The organism is Pseudomonas sp. B34(2017) (assembly GCF_002112915.1).
Classification (GTDB): domain Bacteria; phylum Pseudomonadota; class Gammaproteobacteria; order Pseudomonadales; family Pseudomonadaceae; genus Aquipseudomonas; species Aquipseudomonas pharyngis.
The window spans coordinates 428,663-449,251 of record NZ_NEJA01000005.1 but is presented as its reverse complement, the minus strand read 5'-3'; the positions used below and the strand labels follow the sequence as shown (position 1 = coordinate 449,251).

The 20,589-nt window shown below is 59.3% G+C and carries 22 protein-coding genes and 1 tRNA gene; 14 read left to right on the top strand and 9 right to left on the bottom strand.

Features of this window, described 5'->3' with window-relative positions; genetic code table 11:
- Positions 1-123 precede the first annotated feature (123 nt).
- The 9 genes from CAF80_RS18615 (at position 124) to CAF80_RS18575 (ending at position 9,722) form a co-directional block, all read left to right on the top strand.
- Positions 124-3,036: an aminotransferase gene (locus tag CAF80_RS18615; RefSeq protein WP_085667668.1), complete on the top strand. Its 2,913-nt coding sequence runs from the start codon at positions 124-126 to the stop codon at positions 3,034-3,036.
- A gap of 178 nt (positions 3,037-3,214) precedes the next feature.
- Positions 3,215-4,321, top strand: a complete 1,107-nt coding sequence (aguA, locus tag CAF80_RS18610) for an agmatine deiminase (protein ID WP_007952634.1) — start codon at positions 3,215-3,217, stop codon at positions 4,319-4,321.
- Positions 4,322-4,566: 245 nt separating this feature from the next.
- Complete coding sequence (locus CAF80_RS18605) at positions 4,567-4,779, top strand: hypothetical protein (RefSeq protein WP_085647964.1); 213 nt, start codon at positions 4,567-4,569, stop codon at positions 4,777-4,779.
- Positions 4,780-5,021: 242 nt separating this feature from the next.
- Positions 5,022-5,690, top strand: coding sequence for a DsbA family protein (locus CAF80_RS18600; RefSeq protein WP_085667669.1), 669 nt, complete (start codon positions 5,022-5,024; stop codon positions 5,688-5,690).
- Positions 5,691-5,989: 299 nt separating this feature from the next.
- Positions 5,990-7,276, top strand: a complete 1,287-nt coding sequence (locus CAF80_RS18595) for an OprD family porin (protein WP_039764630.1) — start codon at positions 5,990-5,992, stop codon at positions 7,274-7,276.
- A 233-nt stretch (positions 7,277-7,509) separates the two neighbouring features.
- A complete protein-coding gene (locus CAF80_RS18590; protein ID WP_011331995.1) occupies positions 7,510-8,256 on the top strand; it encodes a 2OG-Fe dioxygenase family protein in 747 nt (248 codons plus the stop codon).
- A 79-nt stretch (positions 8,257-8,335) separates the two neighbouring features.
- On the top strand, positions 8,336-8,713 hold the full coding sequence (locus CAF80_RS18585; protein WP_007952618.1) for a GNAT family N-acetyltransferase: 378 nt from the start codon (positions 8,336-8,338) through the stop codon (positions 8,711-8,713).
- On the top strand, positions 8,710-9,426 hold the full coding sequence (locus CAF80_RS18580; protein ID WP_074689485.1) for an AzlC family ABC transporter permease: 717 nt from the start codon (positions 8,710-8,712) through the stop codon (positions 9,424-9,426). Before CAF80_RS18585 ends, CAF80_RS18580 begins: the two co-directional genes overlap by 4 nt.
- Positions 9,405-9,722 (top strand): AzlD domain-containing protein, encoded by a 318-nt coding sequence (locus CAF80_RS18575; protein WP_007952614.1) that lies wholly within the window; start codon positions 9,405-9,407, stop codon positions 9,720-9,722. The genes CAF80_RS18580 and CAF80_RS18575 overlap by 22 nt, the downstream gene beginning before the upstream one ends.
- On the opposite strand, the gene CAF80_RS18570 is transcribed toward CAF80_RS18575, so the two are convergent.
- A complete protein-coding gene (locus CAF80_RS18570) occupies positions 9,639-10,565 on the bottom strand; it encodes a LysR family transcriptional regulator (RefSeq protein WP_039764636.1) in 927 nt (308 codons plus the stop codon). The genes CAF80_RS18575 and CAF80_RS18570 overlap by 84 nt on opposite strands.
- A gap of 446 nt (positions 10,566-11,011) precedes the next feature.
- Between CAF80_RS18570 and CAF80_RS28905 the strand changes: the two genes are divergently transcribed.
- The 4 genes from CAF80_RS28905 (at position 11,012) to CAF80_RS18550 (ending at position 13,497) form a co-directional block, all read left to right on the top strand.
- Positions 11,012-11,545 (top strand): PBECR2 nuclease fold domain-containing protein, encoded by a 534-nt coding sequence (locus CAF80_RS28905; RefSeq protein ID WP_170928289.1) that lies wholly within the window; start codon positions 11,012-11,014, stop codon positions 11,543-11,545.
- 348 nt (positions 11,546-11,893) lie between these two features.
- Positions 11,894-12,112 carry a 4-oxalocrotonate tautomerase family protein gene (locus CAF80_RS18560; protein WP_007952610.1) on the top strand — a complete coding sequence of 73 codons (219 nt, stop codon included), beginning with the start codon at positions 11,894-11,896 and terminating at the stop codon, positions 12,110-12,112.
- The gene (locus CAF80_RS18555; RefSeq protein WP_039764640.1) at positions 12,109-12,753 is read left to right on the top strand and encodes a DsbA family oxidoreductase; all 645 of its coding nucleotides are present in this window, start codon (positions 12,109-12,111) and stop codon (positions 12,751-12,753) included. The genes CAF80_RS18560 and CAF80_RS18555 overlap by 4 nt, the downstream gene beginning before the upstream one ends.
- A gap of 33 nt (positions 12,754-12,786) precedes the next feature.
- The gene (locus CAF80_RS18550) at positions 12,787-13,497 is read left to right on the top strand and encodes an SDR family NAD(P)-dependent oxidoreductase (RefSeq protein WP_074689489.1); all 711 of its coding nucleotides are present in this window, start codon (positions 12,787-12,789) and stop codon (positions 13,495-13,497) included.
- A gap of 58 nt (positions 13,498-13,555) precedes the next feature.
- Here the strand turns inward: CAF80_RS18550 and CAF80_RS18545 are convergent, their stop codons facing one another.
- Positions 13,556-13,822, bottom strand: coding sequence for a DUF3077 domain-containing protein (locus CAF80_RS18545; protein ID WP_074689491.1), 267 nt, complete (start codon positions 13,820-13,822; stop codon positions 13,556-13,558).
- Positions 13,823-14,371: 549 nt separating this feature from the next.
- On the opposite strand from CAF80_RS18545, the gene CAF80_RS18540 reads away from it, so the two are divergent.
- The gene (locus CAF80_RS18540; protein WP_074689493.1) at positions 14,372-14,797 is read left to right on the top strand and encodes a type II toxin-antitoxin system HicB family antitoxin; all 426 of its coding nucleotides are present in this window, start codon (positions 14,372-14,374) and stop codon (positions 14,795-14,797) included.
- A gap of 115 nt (positions 14,798-14,912) precedes the next feature.
- Here CAF80_RS18540 and CAF80_RS18535 read toward each other — a convergent pair.
- From CAF80_RS18535 to CAF80_RS18505, 7 genes are all read right to left on the bottom strand, one after another.
- Positions 14,913-14,988: transfer RNA gene (locus CAF80_RS18535), tRNA-Thr, on the bottom strand.
- Between the two features lie 76 nt (positions 14,989-15,064).
- Positions 15,065-15,880 (bottom strand): FkbM family methyltransferase, encoded by an 816-nt coding sequence (locus CAF80_RS18530; RefSeq protein ID WP_085667670.1) that lies wholly within the window; start codon positions 15,878-15,880, stop codon positions 15,065-15,067.
- Between the two features lie 344 nt (positions 15,881-16,224).
- Positions 16,225-17,460: a methyltransferase gene (locus CAF80_RS18525; RefSeq protein ID WP_074689497.1), complete on the bottom strand. Its 1,236-nt coding sequence runs from the start codon at positions 17,458-17,460 to the stop codon at positions 16,225-16,227.
- A complete protein-coding gene (locus CAF80_RS18520) occupies positions 17,441-18,130 on the bottom strand; it encodes an ABC transporter permease (RefSeq protein ID WP_039764656.1) in 690 nt (229 codons plus the stop codon). Before CAF80_RS18520 ends, CAF80_RS18525 begins: the two co-directional genes overlap by 20 nt.
- Positions 18,127-18,822 carry an ABC transporter permease gene (locus CAF80_RS18515; protein ID WP_039764658.1) on the bottom strand — a complete coding sequence of 232 codons (696 nt, stop codon included), beginning with the start codon at positions 18,820-18,822 and terminating at the stop codon, positions 18,127-18,129. The genes CAF80_RS18520 and CAF80_RS18515 overlap by 4 nt, the downstream gene beginning before the upstream one ends.
- Positions 18,823-18,900: 78 nt before the next feature.
- Positions 18,901-19,650, bottom strand: coding sequence for an ABC transporter substrate-binding protein (locus CAF80_RS18510; protein WP_039764659.1), 750 nt, complete (start codon positions 19,648-19,650; stop codon positions 18,901-18,903).
- Between the two features lie 13 nt (positions 19,651-19,663).
- Complete coding sequence (locus tag CAF80_RS18505; RefSeq protein ID WP_007897462.1) at positions 19,664-20,437, bottom strand: ABC transporter ATP-binding protein; 774 nt, start codon at positions 20,435-20,437, stop codon at positions 19,664-19,666.
- Positions 20,438-20,589: the final 152 nt, after the last annotated feature.

Below are 20,589 nucleotides of genomic sequence, written 5' to 3'. Positions count from 1 at the left end.
GTGCGAGAGGGGCATGCAAATCCCCCTGCTTCGCAACCTGTCGGGGGACGGATGGTCTGGGGGTTGCTTATCGCCCGAAGCAATGGCGATATAGGCGCCTAATAAAATTTCAGGGGTCGTTCCATGTCGTTCGCCACGTTGATTCATCGCGCCAGTTTGCCCAGCCCTCAGGTTTCGCTGGAGCAGGCCCGGCATCTGCTGGCGCAGCATTACGGCTTGAACGGCACGTTGCAGGCCCTGGGCAGCCAGCAGGATCTCAATTACCGGGTTGACAGTGAACGTGGGCGGTTCGTGTTGAAGATCTGCCGGGGCGATTATTCGCTGGTCGAGCTGCAAGCCCAGCATGCGGGCCTGAAATATCTGGCTGAACACTGCGATGTCCACGTTCCCCGGGTCATCCCGGCCAGGGACGGCCAAGACCTGCTGACCCTGGACGTCGAGGGCGAATCGGTGCATGTGCGGCTGCTCGATTACATCGAGGGCCAGCCACTGACGGCTCTCGATCATCTTGGCCATGAGGTTGTTGCCGGGTTCGGCCGGCTCTGCGGCGAAATGGATCTGGCCCTGGCCGGGTTCGACCATCCGGGGCTCGAGCGCACATTGCAATGGGACGCGCGCCACGCCAGTTCACTGATCGAGCACCTGCTGCCGGTCATCGAAGACGAACGCCAACGCACGCTGATCGCCGAGGCTGCCGAACAGGCCAGGCTTCGTTTGCAGCCGCTGCTGGAAAAGCTGCCGGTACAGGCGATCCACATGGACATCACCGACGACAATGTGGTCTGGCAGCGTGACGCCCGACGGCACTGGCAGTTGCAGGGCGTTATCGATTTCGGCGACCTGGTGCGCACCTGGCGCATCACCGATCTGTCGGTCACCTGCGCCGCATTGCTGCATCACGCCGCCGGCGACCCGTTCGTGATCCTGCCGGCCGTGCAGGCCTATCACGTGGTCAATCCGCTGCAACACGAAGAACTGCTGGCGCTGTGGCCGTTGATCGTGGCGCGGGCCGCGGTGCTGGTGCTCAGCGGCGAGCAACAGGTCAGTATCGATCCGGGCAACACCTACAGCCGCGACAACCTGACCCATGAATGGGAGATCTTCCGGGTCGCTACCTCGGTGCCGCTGGCGTTGATGGAGGCGGCGATTCTCACGGCGGTCGGCCAGGCATTGCCGGCCATCGACAGTGAAGGTTTTGCGCCGTTGTTGCCCGATCTGGTCGGGCGCGAATTCGCGTTGATCGATCTGGGTGTGTTGAGCGCCCACTTCGAGGCGGGCAACTGGGAGCAGCCTGGCATTGATCAGCGTCTGTTGAGCGAGGCCGCTGCCATGCACGGTCTGGCGGCCAGTCGATACGGACAATACCGGTTGTCGCGCACCCGGCCCGACAGTGCCGATGAGCCAGAGACTTTCCCGCTGCACGTCGAATTGCATGTACCCCAAGGTTCGACGGTGGAGGCGCCGTTCGCTGGCATACTGCACCTGTCGGCCGACGGCGCACTGCGACTCGACGGCCCGCAACTGAGCCTGCGTCTGTGGGGGGTGAAACCTTCGTTGCACGGCGGCGCGGCGCTGGTGAAAGGTCAGGTGCTGGGTTCGGTGGACGGTCCGTTGATCGTGCAATTGATTCGCGGCGCACAGCTGGAAGCGCCGCTGTTCTGTACACCATCACGCGCGTTGGCGTGGCAGGCGTTGTCCCCCTCGCCGGCCGCACTGCTGGGCCTGGCCTGCGACGCCGAACCCGAGCTGGACGCAGCGACTCTGCTGGCGCGCCGCGACGCCAGTTTCGCCCGCACCCAGAAACACTATTACGTCGACCCGCCGCGTATCGAGCGCGGCTGGCGCAATCACCTGATCGACATGCAGGGCCGTTCCTACCTCGACATGCTCAACAACGTCGCGGTGCTCGGCCACGGTCACCCGCGCATGGCGGCGGTCGCGGGCCGCCAGTGGTCGCTGCTCAATACCAACTCGCGATTCAACTATGCAGCCGTCGCCGAGTTCTCCGAACGCTTGTTGAAGCTGGCGCCGGAGGGCATGGATCGGGTGTTCCTGGTCAACAGCGGCAGCGAGGCCAATGACCTGGCGATCCGCCTGGCGTGGGCCGCCAGCGGTGGCCGCGACATGATCAGCGTGCTGGAGGCCTATCACGGCTGGACGGTCGGCGCAGACGCGGTCTCGACCTCGATTGCCGATAACCCGCAAGCCCTGAGCAGTCGCCCGGACTGGGTGCATGCGGTGACCGCTCCGAACACCTATCGCGGCGAGTTTCGCGGCGCGGATTCGGCGCCGGATTACGTGCGCAGCGTCGAGCATCATCTGGCGAAGATTGATGAGCAGAAACGCCAACTGGCCGGGTTCATCTGCGAGCCGGTCTACGGCAATGCGGGCGGGATTTCGCTACCGCCGGGTTACTTGAAAAAAGTCTATGAACTGGTGCGCGCCCGTGGCGGCGTGTGCATCGCCGATGAGGTGCAGGTCGGTTATGGCCGTATGGGCCATTTCTTCTGGGGTTTCGAAGAGCAAGGCGTAGTGCCGGACATCATCACCATGGCCAAAGGAATGGGCAACGGCCAGCCGCTGGGCGCGGTGATCACCCGCCGGGAAATCGCCGAGGCGCTGGAGGCCGAGGGCTATTTCTTCTCGTCCGCCGGCGGCAGTCCGGTGAGCTGCCAGATCGGCATGGCGGTGCTCGATGTCATGGAAGAAGAAAAGCTCTGGGAAAACGCCCAGGTGGTCGGCGCTCATTTCAAGGCGCGGCTGGAAGCGCTGATCGATCAATATCCGTTGGTCGGCGCAGTGCACGGTTCGGGGTTCTATCTGGGGGTCGAGCTGATCCGCAATCGGGAAACCCTGGAGCCGGCAACCGAGGAAACCACCCTGTTGTGTGATCGCCTGCGCGAGCTGGGGATCTTCATGCAGCCGACCGGTGATTACCTGAACGTTCTGAAGATCAAACCGCCGATGGTCACCTCGCGTCAGAGCGTGGATTTCTTTGTCGACATGCTGGCGAAGGTGCTTGAAGAAGGGCTTTGAGGCGATCCGCAACCTTCAAATACCGATTTGTATCGGTATTTGAAGGGGTTAATTCCGATTGTTTTTCATTGCTGGCTTCTAAAGCCGATATTTATCGTTTATAAAGTCGCCATAGTCCGTCGTCCATCCCTGTACGGCGCGTTGAAAACCCTCGACGGTTCCCTGGAGTCTGATCGACATGACCACATTGAAAAGCACACCACGCGCCGATGGCTTCTACATGCCGGCCGAATGGGCACCGCAAACCCAGACCTGGATGATCTGGCCCGAGCGTCCGGACAACTGGCGTCTGGGCGGCAAGCCGGCCCAGGCTGCCCATGCCGCTGTGGCCAAGGCCATCGCGCGTTTCGAGCCGGTCACCGTGGCGGTGTCCGCCGGCCAGTACGAAAACGCCCGTGCTCGCCTCGACGTGCCGAATATCCGCGTGGTCGAGATGTCCAGCGATGACGCCTGGGTTCGCGATAGCGGACCGACTTTCGTGATCAACAACAGCGGCGAAGTGCGCGGCGTGAACTGGGACTTCAACGCCTGGGGCGGCTTTGACGGTGGCCTGTATTCGCCGTGGAATCGCGACTCCCAGGTCGGCGGCAAGATCCTCGAAATCGAGCGCAGCCCGCGTTATCGCACCGAAGGCTTCGTGCTCGAAGGCGGCTCGATTCACGTCGACGGCGAAGGCACCCTGATCACCACCGAAGAATGCCTGCTCAACCGCAATCGCAACCCGCACCTGGGTCGCGAAGAAATCGAAGCGGTGCTCAGTGAAAACCTGTCGGTGGACAAAATCATCTGGCTGCCGGATGGCCTGTTCAACGACGAAACCGACGGCCATGTGGATAACTTCTGCTGCTACGTGCGTCCGGGCGAAGTGCTGCTGGCGTGGACCGACGATCCGCAGGATCCGAACTACCCGCGTTGCCAGGCCGCGATGAAAGTGCTGGAAAGCAGCACTGACGCCAAGGGCCGCCCGTTCACGGTGCACAAGATGCCGATTCCGGGGCCGCTGTTTGCCACCGAAGAAGAATGCGCTGGCGTGGACCCGGTGGACGGCACTCAGGAGCGCAACCCGAGCGTGCGCCTGGCCGGTTCCTACGTGAACTTCCTGATCGTCAACGGTGGCATCATCGCGCCAAGCTTCGACGACCCGATGGACGCTCCGGCTCGGGAGATCCTGCAGAACCTGTTCCCGCAACACGAAGTGGTGATGGTGCCGGGTCGCGAACTGTTACTGGGGGGCGGCAATATTCACTGCCTTACCCAACAGCAACCCGCGCCGCACAAAGAGTGAGTGCGGATGTAACAGCTTGAGTTGATTGAAAAAACGACCGGGCAGTCATTTGTTGCCCTCGTATGAAGAGAAACCCGCAGCCCGTCAGGACTGCGGGTTTCTTTATGTCCGCTGGTCGACAATTGCCAGACATTGGCATAGCTCTTGTATCGCTCATGGTGCACTAGGGAGGGGGGAGAACTTCAACAGTTCTGTCATATACCTTGGATAACTTAGCCGCTCACGAACGGGGAGAGAGCGCTGAAATGAACGCCGAAGTGAACGTAATCAGCGAGCGGACGTTGCATCCCATGCCTGTAAATACTGAGTCGCTCCAGATTGTCGCGCACTGGTTGAAATCCAATGGAACGCGTCAGATCAGGGAACCTGATCCGCGCCGGATGATGATCGAGCGTTACCCCGCTGGCCTGTTCAGCGAGGCCGAACTGGACGCACTCTGGGATGTGATGGAAGGATAAGAAGAACAAACAGGGATTGTAAAAAGCGCTGCCGGGATGGCAGCGCTTTTTTTATGGGCGCGATATCAGAAGCTTTAGGTGTCAATGCCCACCGGGTTGTGTGCCTGATCTGGAAGTGGCGGCTGCCGGTCTCGATTTGACCGATTGCCGAAACACACTGAAAGCCATTCCGGCGTTTTTCCGCAACGACCGAGGGACTAATGTGCCGACATCATTCCCCACCTTCCAGCCGGAGCATTTCGATGACCCTTCACTACATTTACGACCCGTTGTGCGGCTGGTGCTATGGCGCCAAACCGCTGGTGCACGCCGCACAGCAAGTGCTGCCGGTGATCGCCCACGCCGGCGGCATGATGACGGGTGCCAACCGCCAGAGCGTTTCGCCGCAACTGCGCAATTACGTATTGCCCCATGACCGACGGATTGCCGAATACACCGGTCAGCCGTTTGGCGAAGCCTATTTCGAAGGCCTGTTGCGCGATCACACCGCGGTGTTTGATTCGGCACCGCCGATTGCCGCTGTGCTGGCAGCGGAAAAAATCGACGGCCGTGGCCTGGAACTGCTGGGGCGTTTGCAGACGGCGCACTATGTCGAGGGGCGCCGAATTGCCGACGAAAGTGTGCTGTTGGAATACGCGGTGCAGCAGGGTTACGACGCCGCTACTTTCTTGAACGCCAAGCAGTCCGTCGACACCGAGCAACATATGAAGAACAGCCGCGCTCTGTTGGCGAAACTCGGCGGGCAGGGCTTTCCAACTTTTGCACTGGAACAGGACGGTCAATTCACACTGGTTGATATCGGGCCGTGGCTGGGCAAACCAGAAGCCTTCGCCCAATGGTTGAACGAGTCGTTTACGCCTGCGGCAGGGACCGAAACCCTGCCAGTCTGTGACCTCGATGGTTGCGTGTAATCCCGCATCAAAATCCCTGACTGCGGGCAATTCCGTGCACGAAGCCACCGCAAAATTTACTTTTTTTAGACGTTTTTCGCCTATTTAAAGACGATTCTTGAAATTGACACATTGTTGAGGGCGCGGCTACGATTCGGCCCAACGCCTGTGGCTAACCGCCATGACTCAAAATCAGGAGCAGGCCCGCCATGACATTGTCTTGAGCGGGTCTTTTTGTTTCGGGGTGAATAAAAGAGTGCAATAAGCGCCGTTTCAGCCGTTCGACACAGCGCGTTTCAACCCGTAATAAGGAAAACAAAATGTTGAACAAGCGAATCAGTTTGATCGCACTGGGGATGTTGAGTGCCACTTCGGCCATGGCTAACGACCAGGCCGAGTCCAAGGGTTTTGTTGAAGACAGCAGTCTCAAAGTGCTGCTGCGCAATGCCTACATCAATCGTGACTACAAAGATGGCAACCAGGACAAAGCCGAATGGGGCCAAGCGGCCATCGGCACGTTCTCGTCCGGTTTCACTCAAGGCACCGTGGGTGTGGGTGTGGATGCCTTCGGTTTGTATGCACTGCGCCTGGACGGCGGCAAGGGCCGCAGCGGTGCCGGTGGTATCGACTTCTTCAAACAGGGTGACAGCGGCAACGCGGCTGACGACCTGTCGAAGGGTGGCGCAGCCGTCAAATTCCGTATCTCCAACACCGTACTGACTTACGGTGACCAGATGCCGGCCCTGCCGGTGCTGAGCTACGACAACGTGCGTCTGCTGCCGGAAAGCTACACCGGTACTTTGATCACTTCCAAAGAGATCAAGGGCCTGGAACTGAACGCCGGCCGTTTCACCGCCGAATCGCGCAAGAGCGCTGAAGGCCGTGACAGCGGTGGTCTGAAATCGATCAACGTGTTGGGCGGTAGCTACCAGTTCACCGAACAGTTCAAGGCAGCGCTGTACGCTTCCGACGTCGAAGACGTGCTGAAGAAGCAATACGTGAACGCCAACTACGTGTTCCCGATCGACAAGGATCAGTCCCTGACCCTGGACTTCAACGGTTACCGCACCAAGCTGGACAACTCCTACGTCCGCGAAAACGGTGTGACCGGCGACGACAACAAGATCTGGAGCCTGGCAGCGACCTTCGCCACCGGCCCGCACTCGTTCACCGTGGCGCACCAGCGCTCCACCGGCGACAGCAACCTGGGTTACGCCTACGGCGGTTATCAGAAAGGTCAGGGTCGCGTGGGTGACGGTGGCAACACCATCTACCTGGCCAACTCCTACTGGTCCGACTTCAACGCTGAAGACGAGCGCAGCTGGCAGTTGGGCTACGGCCTGGACTTCAGCGCATTCGGCGTACCGGGTCTGAGCTACAACTTCGCGTACGTGCGTGGCGACAACATCACCACGTCCACCAGCGAAGGCGGCACCGAGCGTGAAATCTTCAACCAGTTCAAGTACGTCGTGCAAAGTGGCCCGGCCAAAGACCTGAGCATCAAGCTGCGCAGCTCGATCCTGCGTGTTTCGCAGAAATCCAGCGAATACAACGTCAGCGGCAACGAACTGCGGGTGTTCGTGGATTACCCGATCAACGTCTTCTGATGTTTGGTTGAACCCGCGAAACGCGTCAGAAAAACCCCGACTGGTTCGGGGTTTTTTTTTGACGTTTTTTGCGAAAACAGCATAAAAACCCGTGTTTTTGTCATTTGAAATGCACTTTCAAGCCGTTTCAAATCGCGTTTCAAACAGGGCTTTAAATGCCTGAAATTCTTTCTCATGGACGCAAATTCTCCACCTAATAGATTAGGCCGCTCAATGCAGCGGAGAATTTGGTAATGATCGTTTTAACCAGAGAAGTGGGCGAATCGCTACGGCGCGACAAGTACGCCAATGTGCAGGGTGCTGACTTCAATCTCTACGGTCATTTCGCCGACTTCGTCAGACTGACCAAAAGTTGGGAAAACATGGAGCCTGACAGTTACTACGGTCAGGCCGAAGCCGGCATGCGTTACCGTCGTTACAGCGACTTTGAGTACAACCCCAAGACTCGCGAACTGAAGCAACTGGAACATCGCGCGTACGTGCAGTCCAAGGCCAACAACAGCTATGTGGGCGGCGTTGTGCGGCACTTCCAGGACTTCTCGGACGAAGTCATCAGCTCGCCGGTGATGCGCAGCCTGATCGACACCGATTTCGAAGTGTACAAAAGCGTGTTGCCGGAAGAGCTGCACGATGAAATCTGGCAGTGCCAGATCCATCAGATCCGCATCGAGATCAAGCCCGGCAAACAACTGGAAATCACTCCGGAAGGGATTCATTGCGACGGTTATCCGTTCAGCGGCGTGCACTTTTGGGGGCGCAATAACGTCGAGGGCGCGGAGAGTCGTCTGTACGACATCCACGAGCAGCAACTGGCGTCGACCACTTACCAGGAAATCCTCGACACCACCTACTTCCTCGACCGTGACATGCGTCACTACGTGACACCGGCACGCAACACCCACTCCCACGCCATGGCTTACCGGCAGATCCTGGCGATTTCCTTCTCGCGGCCCGGGACCGCTTTCGACATTGTTCGCTAATCAGATCACCCCAATCGACGGCGTCGAATGCTCGACGCCGGTGGTGCTGCGGCGCGCGACGGCCAAGGACGCGCAGCGCATGGAGCGTTTCTTCCGTCAGTTCGACGAAGTGTCGTTCTGTGAATGGCAGGACGCCAAATGCCTGCGCGGCGTGCTGATCCAGAAAACCACCACGGCGTATCTGGCCTTCGATGTCGAAGGCGAGATCGTCGGCGCGGTGCTGGGCGGCATGCTCGGCAGCCGTGGCACGATCAACCATCTGGCGGTCAGCCTGCGCTATCGCAGCCAGGGCGTGGGCCAGCGGCTGGTGGAAGCGGCGTCGGCCGACATGAAACGGGTCGGAGTGCTGCGGATGTTCCTGTTCGTCGATGATGCTAACCTCGCGGGCAAGCGTTTCTGGACGGCCCAGGGTTTTTGCGAACCTCACGGCGAGCGGACATTTGAGAGGGATCTATGAATGAAACATCCGGCAGTGCGCCGCTGATGGTCGACCGTCAGCCATCGCGCACCTTTGCCGAAGCCAGCCCGGTGGTCGCTGGTTACTTCACCGTGTCGTTCGTGTTCGGGCTGATGGCGGTCAATGCCGGGCTGCCACTGTGGCTGCCGGTGGCCATGTGTCTGTTCGTGTATGCCGGGGCTTCGCAGTTTGCGGCGCTGGCGCTGATCAGCAGTGGGGCGTCACTGACCACCATCGTGCTGACCACGTTTCTGATCAACGCGCGGCACATGCTGATGTCGGTCTACATGGCGAAAGCCTTGCGGGCACTGGGCCTGAGCCGCATGGAACGCTGGTGCTACGCCGGCGGGCTGACCGATGAGTCGTTCGCCTTTCACAGCGTCAAACTGGGCACCGGGGCACCGGTGAACGTTCGCTACCTGATCGGCTTCAACCTGTTCTGCCACACCTCCTGGGTGATCGGCGGATTGCTCGGCGCCCTCTGCGCGCAGTACGCGTCGCACCTGATCAAATACCAGCTCGATTACGCGCTGACCGCGATGATGCTCTACGTGCTTGTCTCGCTCTGCAATACCCGCAACAAACTCATCGCCGCTATGGCTGCAGTGGTCTGCATGGGCGCACTGAGTCTGGTGGGCAGTTCGCCGTTCAACGTTTTCATCGCCACGTTTGTGGGCTGCGGAGTGGGTGTATGCCTGACCAAACGTTCCTGATCCTGGTGGTCGCGCTGATGATGGCCGTGACCTTCCTGCCACGGGCCTTGCCGCTGCAGGTCAACACCGAGCACTGGCCGCCCTTCGTCGCCCGGGCGCTGGAATACCTGCCGGTGGCGATCGTCGCTGCGATCAGCCTGACACCCTTGTTGATCAAGGATCAGCACATACAGCTCGATCGCCCGGAATTTTATGCAGCGATTCCGACGCTGTTATGTGCGTATTTCAGCAAAAACCTCTTTCTCAGTGTGGCGGTTGGGACGGCTGCGTACATTGCGCTCGGTTCGTTCATGTAGCGGCAGATCGACCACGTCGTTCAACGCCTGGCCGGACAGATCCGGGTTGTTCACCGCCAGGCGCACTTCGAGGAAATCCTCGAACCCGGGGAAGATCGTCAGGCCGTTCTTCTGCGCGGCCTCGCGGGAGACCATGCCGACCGCATCCATCTGGGTGATGAGCGACAGGGTCAGCGTTTCGCTGCAGGAATAAATCGTGCGCTGACTGTTCTCGTGATTGCCCAGCCCGGCGTCGAGAAAACGCAAAAAGCTGTGGGAATACGGACAATCTTCTGCGGGACGCACCTGAAACTTGTTACCAAGCAACGTCAGCGGATCGTTCTCCTGACCACAGTGCGCGCCGACCACCTGCACCTGCACTTCCGGCAGGACAATGCTCGGCAGACCCGGACGCTGCGGGCCGATCAGCACCGCAAGGTCAAAGTCCTCGTTCTTCAGCTTGCTGAGGTTTTCCATCGACTCGGCGTAGCTGAATTCCATCTGGTAATCGGGAAACACCTCGATCAGGCGCCCGATCAGTCGCCGGTTGAAATCCGGCGCCAGAGTGGTGTTCAACGCCACTTTCAACGTGCGCTGTCCCGGCACCTTCAACGCTTCGACTTTCTCTTCCATCTGCCGCGTGGCAATCAGCACTCTGTCCATATAGGGCGTCAGCTCGGTGCCTTGCGGCGTCAGCGTCAGCCCCTTGTTGGATCGTCTAAACAAGCGGAAACCGAACTGCTCTTCGACCTTGTTCAACTGTGCGGCCAAGGCCTGCACGGTCAGGCACGAATGCTCGGCTGCTGCCGACAACGAGCCGGTCTGCACGATGCGCATGAGGTTGCGTAAGGTTCTGCTATCCATGGGTAATGCCCTCTGAAGTGGGCTGGGTATTGTTGTGTACGTGACGGCCTGAACGGCGCCATTTGCCGGCTATATTCCTGTACCTGAGCATAGTTGTCGCGCAATTAGTAGCGAATCGATGTCTCCGCCGATGGCTGGAGGCTGACACAGGATCGGGGTTTTTGGCGACGTGGGGGTGATAGGGATCAAAAAAAGTGCCCGACTCGAAGGAGTCGGGCACTTTTTTGTGCGGTGGGGTTACAGCGGCTGGGACAGTTTCGTACAGCCATTTCGCGCTGTTCAGCGTTGATGCCGGAAGCCTCCTATTGAAAGACAAGAACGGGCTGATTTATTACCGCAGCACAAGTGGCTGAAATATCAGGCAGTTAATTTCGGGACATTTTCAGTCCGAGGCCATTGGATATCCAGGCAATGCCGGCATCCGCGAAGCTAGCGAGAGGATGCCAATGAGCGTGCCTGGGAGCAGGGCGTTACCTGAACAAAAGAACTGGAAGGATCTTGGTTTACCGGACATTCGGGACATTGATTCCGAGTTGCTGACTTCTGCAATCAGAGAATGTCCGGGTGCCGAGAGTCTGGAGGCTGCATGGGAGCAAGTTGCCAAAGGCTTCGGACTTCATGACGGCCTCAATTCAACAGTGATTGAGACACCCATTTGCCCTGTTCTGGTGAGGCGCGAGCACTTGTTGCACATTGTGGAAAAACGCCCGAATGCTCGGGAGCGCTTCACAGACTTCGCGCAAGACACCCTGAAAAAGCCGTTAGAGATCTGGAAGATTTCCTACGATGACGACTCTTTCCGACTGACATACATCGGTGTCTACAACACGAAATACCAGATGCTGGTCGTGATCCATATCGATCACGGCAACGTACTCTGGAACTTCATGAACTGTGACAAAAAGGGACTGAACAAGCATCGGCATGGAGAGCTGCTGTTTCAACGTTACCGATGGCCCAAACAAAAAGGGCAGCCTTAACAGGCTGCCCTTCACGAAAAAGTTGCTTGATATTGTGCTCCCTCAAGCAGGGGAGAAGAGGTCTCACCCGAACGCTGATTTTCAGGTCATCAACGGGGTTCCTAACGCCGACTATCGCCACCTGATGGCAGTCGGTTTCGCGCTCTTGGGGCCGATTCTCGGCCACTGAATCAGATGTGTCAACCTACGACTTCAATGGGTAAACGGTAGCGACATGGGTGTATCAATTCATTACACCGCATCACAAATGAAGTACCCCACCCCTACTTTTTCCCCTCCCGGCACACGCCTACATTGAGCTCCAACACCTGACCATCATCCCGAGGGCAGGTCACTGGAGTAGTCGTCATGCCATTTGTCAGCGTACGCATCACCCGCGACGGTGTTACCCGTGAGCAGAAAGCTCAGGTGATCGCCGAAATCACTGAAACCCTGGAGCGCGTCCTCAACAAACGCCCGGACCTGACCCACATCGTGATCGAAGAAGTCGACACCGATAACTGGGGCTACGCCGGCATCACCACCACCGAGTACCGCCGACAACTGGCGGAACGGGGCCAGTCATGACCCCGACCGTGACCATCGATTTCATTTCCGACGTGGTGTGCCCCTGGTGCGCACTCGGGGCGACAGCGCTGGAGCAGGCGATCGGCAATCTGGCCGGCGAGGTTTCGGTGGAGCTGACCTACAAGCCCTTCGAACTCAACCCGGACATGCCCGCCGAAGGCGAGCCGGCCGTGCAGCACCTGATGCGCAAATACGGCCGCACCGCCGAAGACGTCGCTGCCGGCAAGAAGATGCAGATCGAGCGCGGCAAGGCCATCGGTTTCGAGTTCGACCTGGAGAAACGCACGCACTTTCACAACACCTTCGACGCCCATCGCTTGTTGATGTGGGCAGCGCAGGAAGGGCGGCAGGTCGCGCTGAAAAAGATCCTGCTGCGCGCTTACTTCCGCGACGGCGACAACCCCAACGATCACCCGACGCTGATCCGTCTGGCGACCGAAGCCGGGCTGGATGCCGCGAGGGCCCGCAAGGTGCTGGCCAACGATGAATTCGCCAGCGAAGTGCGGCAACTGCAGGCGTTCTACCGGCAGCACGGGATCAACTCGGTGCCCGCGCTGATCCTGAACGGCAAGCACCTGGTGTCCGGTTCGCAATCGGTCGAGTACTACGAACAAATGCTGAAAAAACTGGCTGCGGCCTGATTCAACACTTACTTATTGATTGAGGATTTCATCATGAGCAACTCGAAAAAAACCGTCGTTATCACTGGCGCCTCCCAAGGTCTGGGCGAAGGCATGGTCAAGGCCTTCCGCGAACTGGGCTACAACATCGTCGCCACCTCGCGCTCGATCAAACCGTCGAACGACCCGCAAATCCTGACCATCGCCGGCGACATTGGCGACCCGGCCACCGCTCAACGCGTGATCAGCGAAGGCGTGGCCCGCTTCGGCCGCATCGACACCCTGGTCAACAACGCCGGCATCTTCGTCGCCAAACCGTTCACCGCCTACACCCCGGAAGACTACTCCGCAGTGCTGTCGGTCAACCTCAATGGCTTCTTCTACATCACCCAACTGGCCATCGCCGAGATGGAAAAACAGGGCAAGGGCCACGTGGTCAACATCACCACCAGCCTGGTCGACCACGCCATCGACGGCGTGCCCTCGGTCCTCGCTTCCCTGACCAAGGGCGGCCTCAACGCCGCCACCAAATCCCTGGCCATCGAATACGCCAAGCGCGGAATCCGGGTGAACGCGGTATCGCCGGGCATCATCAAGACACCGATGCACGGCGAGGAAACCCACGCGGCGCTGGGTGGGCTGCATCCGGTTGGGCACATGGGCGAAATCGACGATATCGCGCAGGCGGTGGTGTACCTCGATAACGCGAACTTTGTGACTGGCGAGATTCTGCACGTGGATGGTGGGCAGAGCGCTGGGCATTGATTGATGCGGTAACACAAAGCCCTCGCAGCGATGCGAGGGCTTTTTTATGGGCGACGATTTACGGATCCGGACTCAGCACTTTGACCGCGTCATCGACCAGCGCCTTGCTCAACTCCTGCAAATATTGCGAGGCGCAGGCGTGGAGTTCCGGATCGTTGGCGGCAGAGGTATCTGATGTGAGCAGTTTGGAAATGTGCAGCAGATGGGAGGCGTGGGAGAGGGCGGTGACCACCGGGACGCCGGGGTTGGTGCGAAAGAGGGCGTGGTTGGAGTGGAAGGAGAAATGGGTGAGGCCGAGGGTTTTCAGATCTTGAGGATTGGTCATGGCTTCACCTACTGTTGTCTGGGAGGTTGGCAGGGATGACCGGTGTAGCGAGGGGCGAAATTGTGGATCTTACGATAGCTGGCATGTTCAGACTCCTACATTGCATTGAAGCTGCCGCATTCGTTATCAGGCGAATGGGTGGCAGCTGTACGCAGGCTGATAAACCGGAAATGTAGGAAACCGGCAGACCCGAAGGTCTCCCACGCACAGCCGCCATTGCACGAATGCGCAGGCATAAAAAAACGCCGGCAAACGTGATTGGGGCGCTGAAGCGCCTACATGTTACTCGGGTTATCAGGCCCGGTCGCTGAATTGGCAGCGACGGGTTTGACGGTAGCGTGGGGGAGGGTTGGGCGCAATCGTGGCCAGGTGGTGGCGAGGAGGCCGACATACTCACATGCAACACTTATGTTGCATGGGTAACAAATATGTTGCACGGTCGCTCTGCCGAAATAGCGCGTGATGCGTATAAGCGACATCGAGTTTCGGCGATGCAGCTAGGCCACAAGGGTGAGGCTGAGTTTGTACCCCATGAGGAGAGGAAACGCGATGTTCGAATATGCGTTGGAAGTCCACGAGGAGCCGAGCAGTGTCTGGTTGTCCTGCGCAGAAATTCCAGAGATGCACGCCGCTGGCGACACCCTCGAGGAAGCACTCGACGGCGCCATTGATGCGATGGAAACGGCATTGTCGATTTACGTCGATGATCGCCGGTTGATTCCGACAGGTGATGCGGGAGAGCAGGAAAGTGACGCGGTGTTGCGTCTGCCTGCACTGACCGCGGCAAAGGTTGGGCTCTGGAATACGCTTTTGGAGTCTGGGGTCAGCAAGGCTGAACTTGCACGTCGCTTGGGGGTGCAACGACCTCAGGTAGATCGGTTAGTCGATTTCCTGCATCACTCCAAGATTGAGAATGTCGAGCGTGCATTGCAGCAGCTTGGGCGGCGGATTTTACTTTCGGTTGAGGCTGCTTAAGATTGGAGAAAAGCCCCCGACAGCGATCGCTGTCGGGGGCTTTTCATTTGGGGTGGAAAAAACCAATCCCAGAAACAACAAAGCCCCTGCATTTCTGCAGAGGCTTCGTTTTGTATGGTGCCGGCACCAGGAATCGAACCCGGGACCTACTGATTACAAGTCAGTTGCTCTACCATCTGAGCTATACCGGCGTGTGGGCGACGATTATAGCGACTCGGGTGCTTCTGTAAACCCCTGAATTCAGACTATTTTTGCGCGCTCTGCGAATCACGCCCGGCGCAGGACGTTGCGCAGTTTTTGTACAGCGCGCCAGGCGCGGCTGTTTTGCATGGCGCGCAGTTGGGCTTCGGCTTGTTCGGCGCGTTGCAGGGCGGTTTCCAGGGCCGGGTTTACCGGGTGGGCGAGGTTGTGGCCTTTGCACAGCTGGAAGTTGTCGAGGTTGCACGGTGGCAGGTCGAACGCGGGTTTGAGGTTGATTTGTTCGTTGGCCAGGAAGAAGCTGTTGAGGCCGTCGAACAGGACGTTGGTGTAGCCGGCGTCGGTCACCAGGTGTTCCCAGGTGTGGTCGCGCTCCCATGGGGTTTCGATGAGGATGATCCAGGGGCGGAAGCGGCTGAAGTCCATGCCGCGCAGGACGGTTTCTTCGTGGCCCTCGACGTCGATTTTCAGGAAGTGGATCGGCCGCTCGGCGGCGTGTTCTTCGCAGATCGAGGTCAGTGTGCGTGCGTTGACAGTGAAGCTTTGCACGTCCATGCCGAGGCTTTTGCGTTCTTGCGCAACGACCGGGTCAGCGGTGGACAGGCCGGTGTCGGCAATGCCGTAGAAAGTCAGTTCGCCCGGCTGGTCGCTGGCCACGCATTGCAGCGTGGTGTCGCGGGGGCGATGCTGGCGGAGTGCGTCGTAGTAGTTCTGCATCGGCTCGACGTTGATGCCTTGCCAGCCGCGATCATAAAAGGCCTTGGTGACCGAGTCGTGGATCGGGTCATTGGCGCCGACGTCGATATAAAAACCGTTTTCAAAATACTGCAGGGCGCGCCAAAGGCGAACGTCCTCGAAATTCTGTGCGTAAGAAATGAACGTCACGGTCGCTTCCTGTCGGTCAGGTTTTTCTTGTTCGGGCGTGCGCTACCTGCACGGCACAGGTCTGTATAGCAAGGGCAGATGGCCGGTGCAATTGTCCATTGCCGGCGTCCGCGATTCGGCGGTTATGTCCTTTTGGTCGAGGGCTTATGCACAACAGGCTTTGAAGAGGACGGGCTTAGAGGGGATTTTGTGGACGGGTTCTCATTTGAATCGCAAATCCCTGTTTTGCCGGTTTTTTATTCATATGAACAAAAAATGACCAGCGCTGTTAATAGCCTCAAACATCCGTGGATATTGGATCCACGATAATTCCATCAACAGAGTTATCCACAGGCTGTGGAAGATTAAACGCGTTCGGCCAGCAACAGGAAATTGCGCGGTGTGAGCGGCGCTTCGCAGAAGGTGCCGAGACGTACGACGTATCCCTGTTCGGTGAGGAAAAGTGCCCGATCCAGATTCAGCCAAAGCTCCAGCGGCCGTCGGAACAGTCCACGCAGCAGTTCCAGGTTGCGAACTTCGGCCAATCGCTGCCAACCGGCGGCTTCCAGTGCTACCCAATCTGGCGCGCCAACTGTGGATAACTCTTTCAACGCTGCCAGATCGCGGCAGTAATCAGCGAACGGTTTGTCCAGCCAGGCGCTCGGCAGGGACGGCGTCGGCAAGTATTCGTCGACGCCGCGCACTTGCCGTTGCAACAGATCAAAGGCCAGTCGGCGGGCCATGGAGGTGTCACGCTGACGTCGGACGCGGGCACCGGCGGTGACGGTTTCGCTCATCGGCAGGGACAGATCTTCCAGCGAGAGCTGTAGGGCGGAGCGTGAACCTGCGGAGGACAACGCCTGATATTCGGTGCGACTGATCCGGTTGTAGCAGCACGGTGCGATCGCCAGTTGTCGGCAGCCAGCGGCGGAGGCCAATTGCATCAGACGTACATGCAGATCGCCACAAGCGTGCAGGGCGACAGGTGTGTGTTCGGCGTCCAGCAATAAAGCGGTGTTCGCCGCAAGCACATCCTGCTCGACATGCAGCGCATGCAAGTGATAACGCTGACTCAGCGCCTGACCGCTGGCAACCAGCGCCGGGTCGTATTCCAGACAGGTGAGTTGCTGCCCAGCGCCGAGCAGACGCCGACCTAAATGGCCTTTGCCCGAACACCAATCCAGCCAGTGCTTCGGTTGCGCGGCGAACGACAAGCGGCTGGCGAAGGCCTCGATCTGCTGCCATTTGCGTCCCGGCACATCCACATTCAAGCGATGACCGGCGGCTTCCAGCGAATGCGCAGGCAATTCACCGACCGAACTCAACTCAAGCGACAGCGCCGCCAATGAAGCAAACGGCTCCGGCGCATTCAGGAGTTCGGCAGGTTGGTTGTGGGCGTTTTCCGCATCTTCCAGCGACCGCCCGCGTAGCCACGAGGCTAGTTCCGGGTAGGACGCTTCCCATGGCAGTTGCAGATGAGTGAACGGGCGGGGCTTCCACAGCGCCTGATGCGCTGTGAGAAATGTATCCAGTGCCGTGAAACGGGCGAGCAGGGCCTCGCCCGTCAGCACGTCGGAAGAATCAGCGCCCCTGGCACGCATCGACGCGCAGCCAGCGTTCCAGCAGTTTGAAACCGCGAACCAGCACGTAGGCCATCACCAGATAGAACACGCCAGCGGCGAAGAAAATCTCCACCGGCAGGTAAGTGCGGGCAATGATCGTGCGCGCCATGCCGGTCAGTTCCAGCAGGGTCACGGTGCTGGCCAGGGCACTGGCCTTGAGCATCAGGATCACTTCGTTGCTGTAGGCTGGCAGGCCGATACGCGCGGCACGCGGCAGGATGATGTAGAACAGCGCTTTCGGCCGGGACATGCCCAGCGCCCGCGCCGCTTCGATCTCGCCCGGCGGAATCGCCTGGATCGCCCCGCGCAGGATCTCGGCGATGTACGCGGCCGTGTGCAGGGTCATGGTCGCGGTAGCGCACCAGAACGGATCGCGCAGGTACGGCCACATCGAGCTGTTACGCACCGCGTCGAACTGCGCCAGGCCGTAGTAGACCAGGAACAGTTGAACCAGCAACGGCGTGCCACGGAAAAAGAAGATGTAGGCGTAGGGCACAGCGCGCACGTACCACAGCTTCGAAGAACGGGCGATGCCCAGCGGAATTGCCAGCAGCAAACCGGCGATCACAGCGATGGCCACCAGCTCCAGGGTCAGCGTCGCGCCCTGGGCCAGTTTCGGCAGCCACTTGATGATGACTTCCCAATTCATTGAGCGCTCCTCGCGAAGCCGCGTGCGGCGCGTTTTTCCAGCAGGTGCATGCCGATCATCGCCAGCACGGTCAGGCACAGGTACATGAGCGCCGCCACCATATAGAAGGTGAATGGCTGCTTGGACACGGTCACGCCGATCTGCGCGTGGCGCATGATTTCTTCCAGGCCGATGACCGACACCAGCGCGGTGTCTTTCATCAGGATCATGAACAGGTTGCCCAGGCCGGGCAGGGCGATGCGCCACATTTGCGGCATGATCAATTTGGTGAAGATCCGCCATTTCGACAGGCCCAGGGCCACGCCAGCCTCGCGGTGGCCTTTGGGAATGGCGAGGATTGCGCCGCGAAACACTTCCGTGGCGTAGGCGCCGAAGCACAGGCCCAGCGCAATGACGCCGGCGGCGAAGGCGCTGAGTTCCAGTTCGGGATTGCCGAGGAGCTCACCGAGCGCGCGCATGGCGTTGACCGTACCGAAGTAGATCAACAGCACCCAGAGCAATTCCGGGACGCCGCGCACCAGGGTCGAATAGGTTCCGCCAAGCCACTGCAACGGCTTGTACGGGGAAGTCTTGGCCAAGGCGCCGAGCAGACCGAGCACCAGCCCCAGGCACAGGGCCGAGAGTGCCAGTTTGACGGTCATCAGCGCGCCGGCGAAGAGCGCCGGGCCGAATCCGTAGAGGTCGATAATCATGGATTTCTTTTCAAATCGCGGCAGGCAAGGCCGGGGATCGGCACCGTCATGTAACGGCGCCGATCCGGCAGGTCAGGATCAGTAGATGCTGAACGGGAAGTACTTGTCGTTGATCTTCTTGTAGGTGCCGTCGGCAACGATTTCCTTCAGCGCGGCGTTCAGCTTCTCGCGGATCGGGTCGCCTTTACGTACAGCGATACCGATCTTGTCGCTTTCTTCTACCGGGTCGCCCTTGAATTCATAGGCTTTGCCGGCGTCGCTTTTCAGCCACTCGTAGTTGACGTATTTGTCGGCGAGGATGCCGTCCAGACGACCGGAAGTCAGGTCGAGGTAGGCGTTTTCCTGGGTGTCGTACAGCTTGACGGTGATGTCGTCACCGAAGTTGTCTTCCAGGAAGGTGCCAGCCAGGGTCGCACGCTGGGCGCCGATCACCTTGCCTTTCAGCGCAGCCTTGTCGGTTTTGAAGTCGACGTTTTTCGGCGCGATGAATTGCAGCTTGTTGGAGTAGTACGGGTCGGTGAAGTCCACCGCTTGCTTGCGCTCGTCGGTGATCGACATCGAGGAGATCAGGAAGTCGAACTTCTTGGCGTTCAGGGCCGGGATGATGCCGTCCCAGTCCGAAGTGACGACGGAGCATTCAACTTTCATCTTGGCGCACAGGGCGTCGCCGATGTCTTTGTCGAAGCCGACGACGTTGCCGCTGGCGTCTTTGTTGTTGAACGGCGGGTAAGCCGCTTCGATGCCCATCTTCAGGGTCTCGGCCATGGCACCGGCGCTGAACGCGAGGGTGACGGCGGCGGCCAGGAAGACCTTTTTGTAGTTCTGCATGCGGGTAGCTCCGTTAGCGGTTGCTGGACATGAATTGTTTGCAGCGCGCCGAAAGCGGGTTTTCGAACACCTGCTGTGGCGATCCTTGCTCTTCTACCAGGCCCTGGTGGAGGAACACCACTTCGCTGGAGACCTGACGGGCAAAGCCCATCTCGTGGGTCACGAGCAGCATGGTGCGGCCTTCTTCGGCCAATGCGCGGATGACATTAAGTACTTCCTGGACCATTTCCGGGTCAAGGGCGGAGGTGGGCTCGTCGAACAGGATCACCTTGGGCTGCATCGCCAGCGTGCGGGCAATCGCCGCGCGCTGTTGCTGGCCGCCGGACAGTTGCGCCGGATAGGCGTGGCGCTTGTCGGCGATGCCGACCTTGGCCAGCAGCGCTTCGGCGACTTCGATGGCTTCGGCCTTGCTCTGGCCGAGCACGCGGCGCGGGGCTTCGATGATGTTGTCGAGCACGCTCATGTGCGGCCACAGATTAAAGTTTTGAAACACAAAACCAATCTCGGAGCGCAGGCGGTTGATCTGCTTGCCGTCGGCGGCAACCAGTTCGCCATTCTTGGCGGCCTTGAGCTTGAGTTCTTCCCCGGCCACCAGGATCTGGCCCTGATGCGGGTTTTCCAACAGGTTGATGCAACGCAGGAACGTGGACTTGCCGGAACCGGAGGAACCCAGGATCGAGATCACATCGCCGTCGCGGGCGGTCAGCGAGATGCCTTTGAGCACCTCAAGCTGTCCGTAGCGTTTGTGCAAGTTGCGGATTTCAAGCGCGGGCGTGGCCTCAGCCATGTGCGTTCCTCATATATGTTGCGCTCCTGCTGTTGGTTGGCCTTCCTGGCGAGGCGGCCAAGCTAGCATAGCGTTTCAATGGCAGCCAACAGCGCTACGAGCGGTAAACGGATGGCGTGTGGCAGGTTGTCGCATCGGCGCAGCAGACTGTC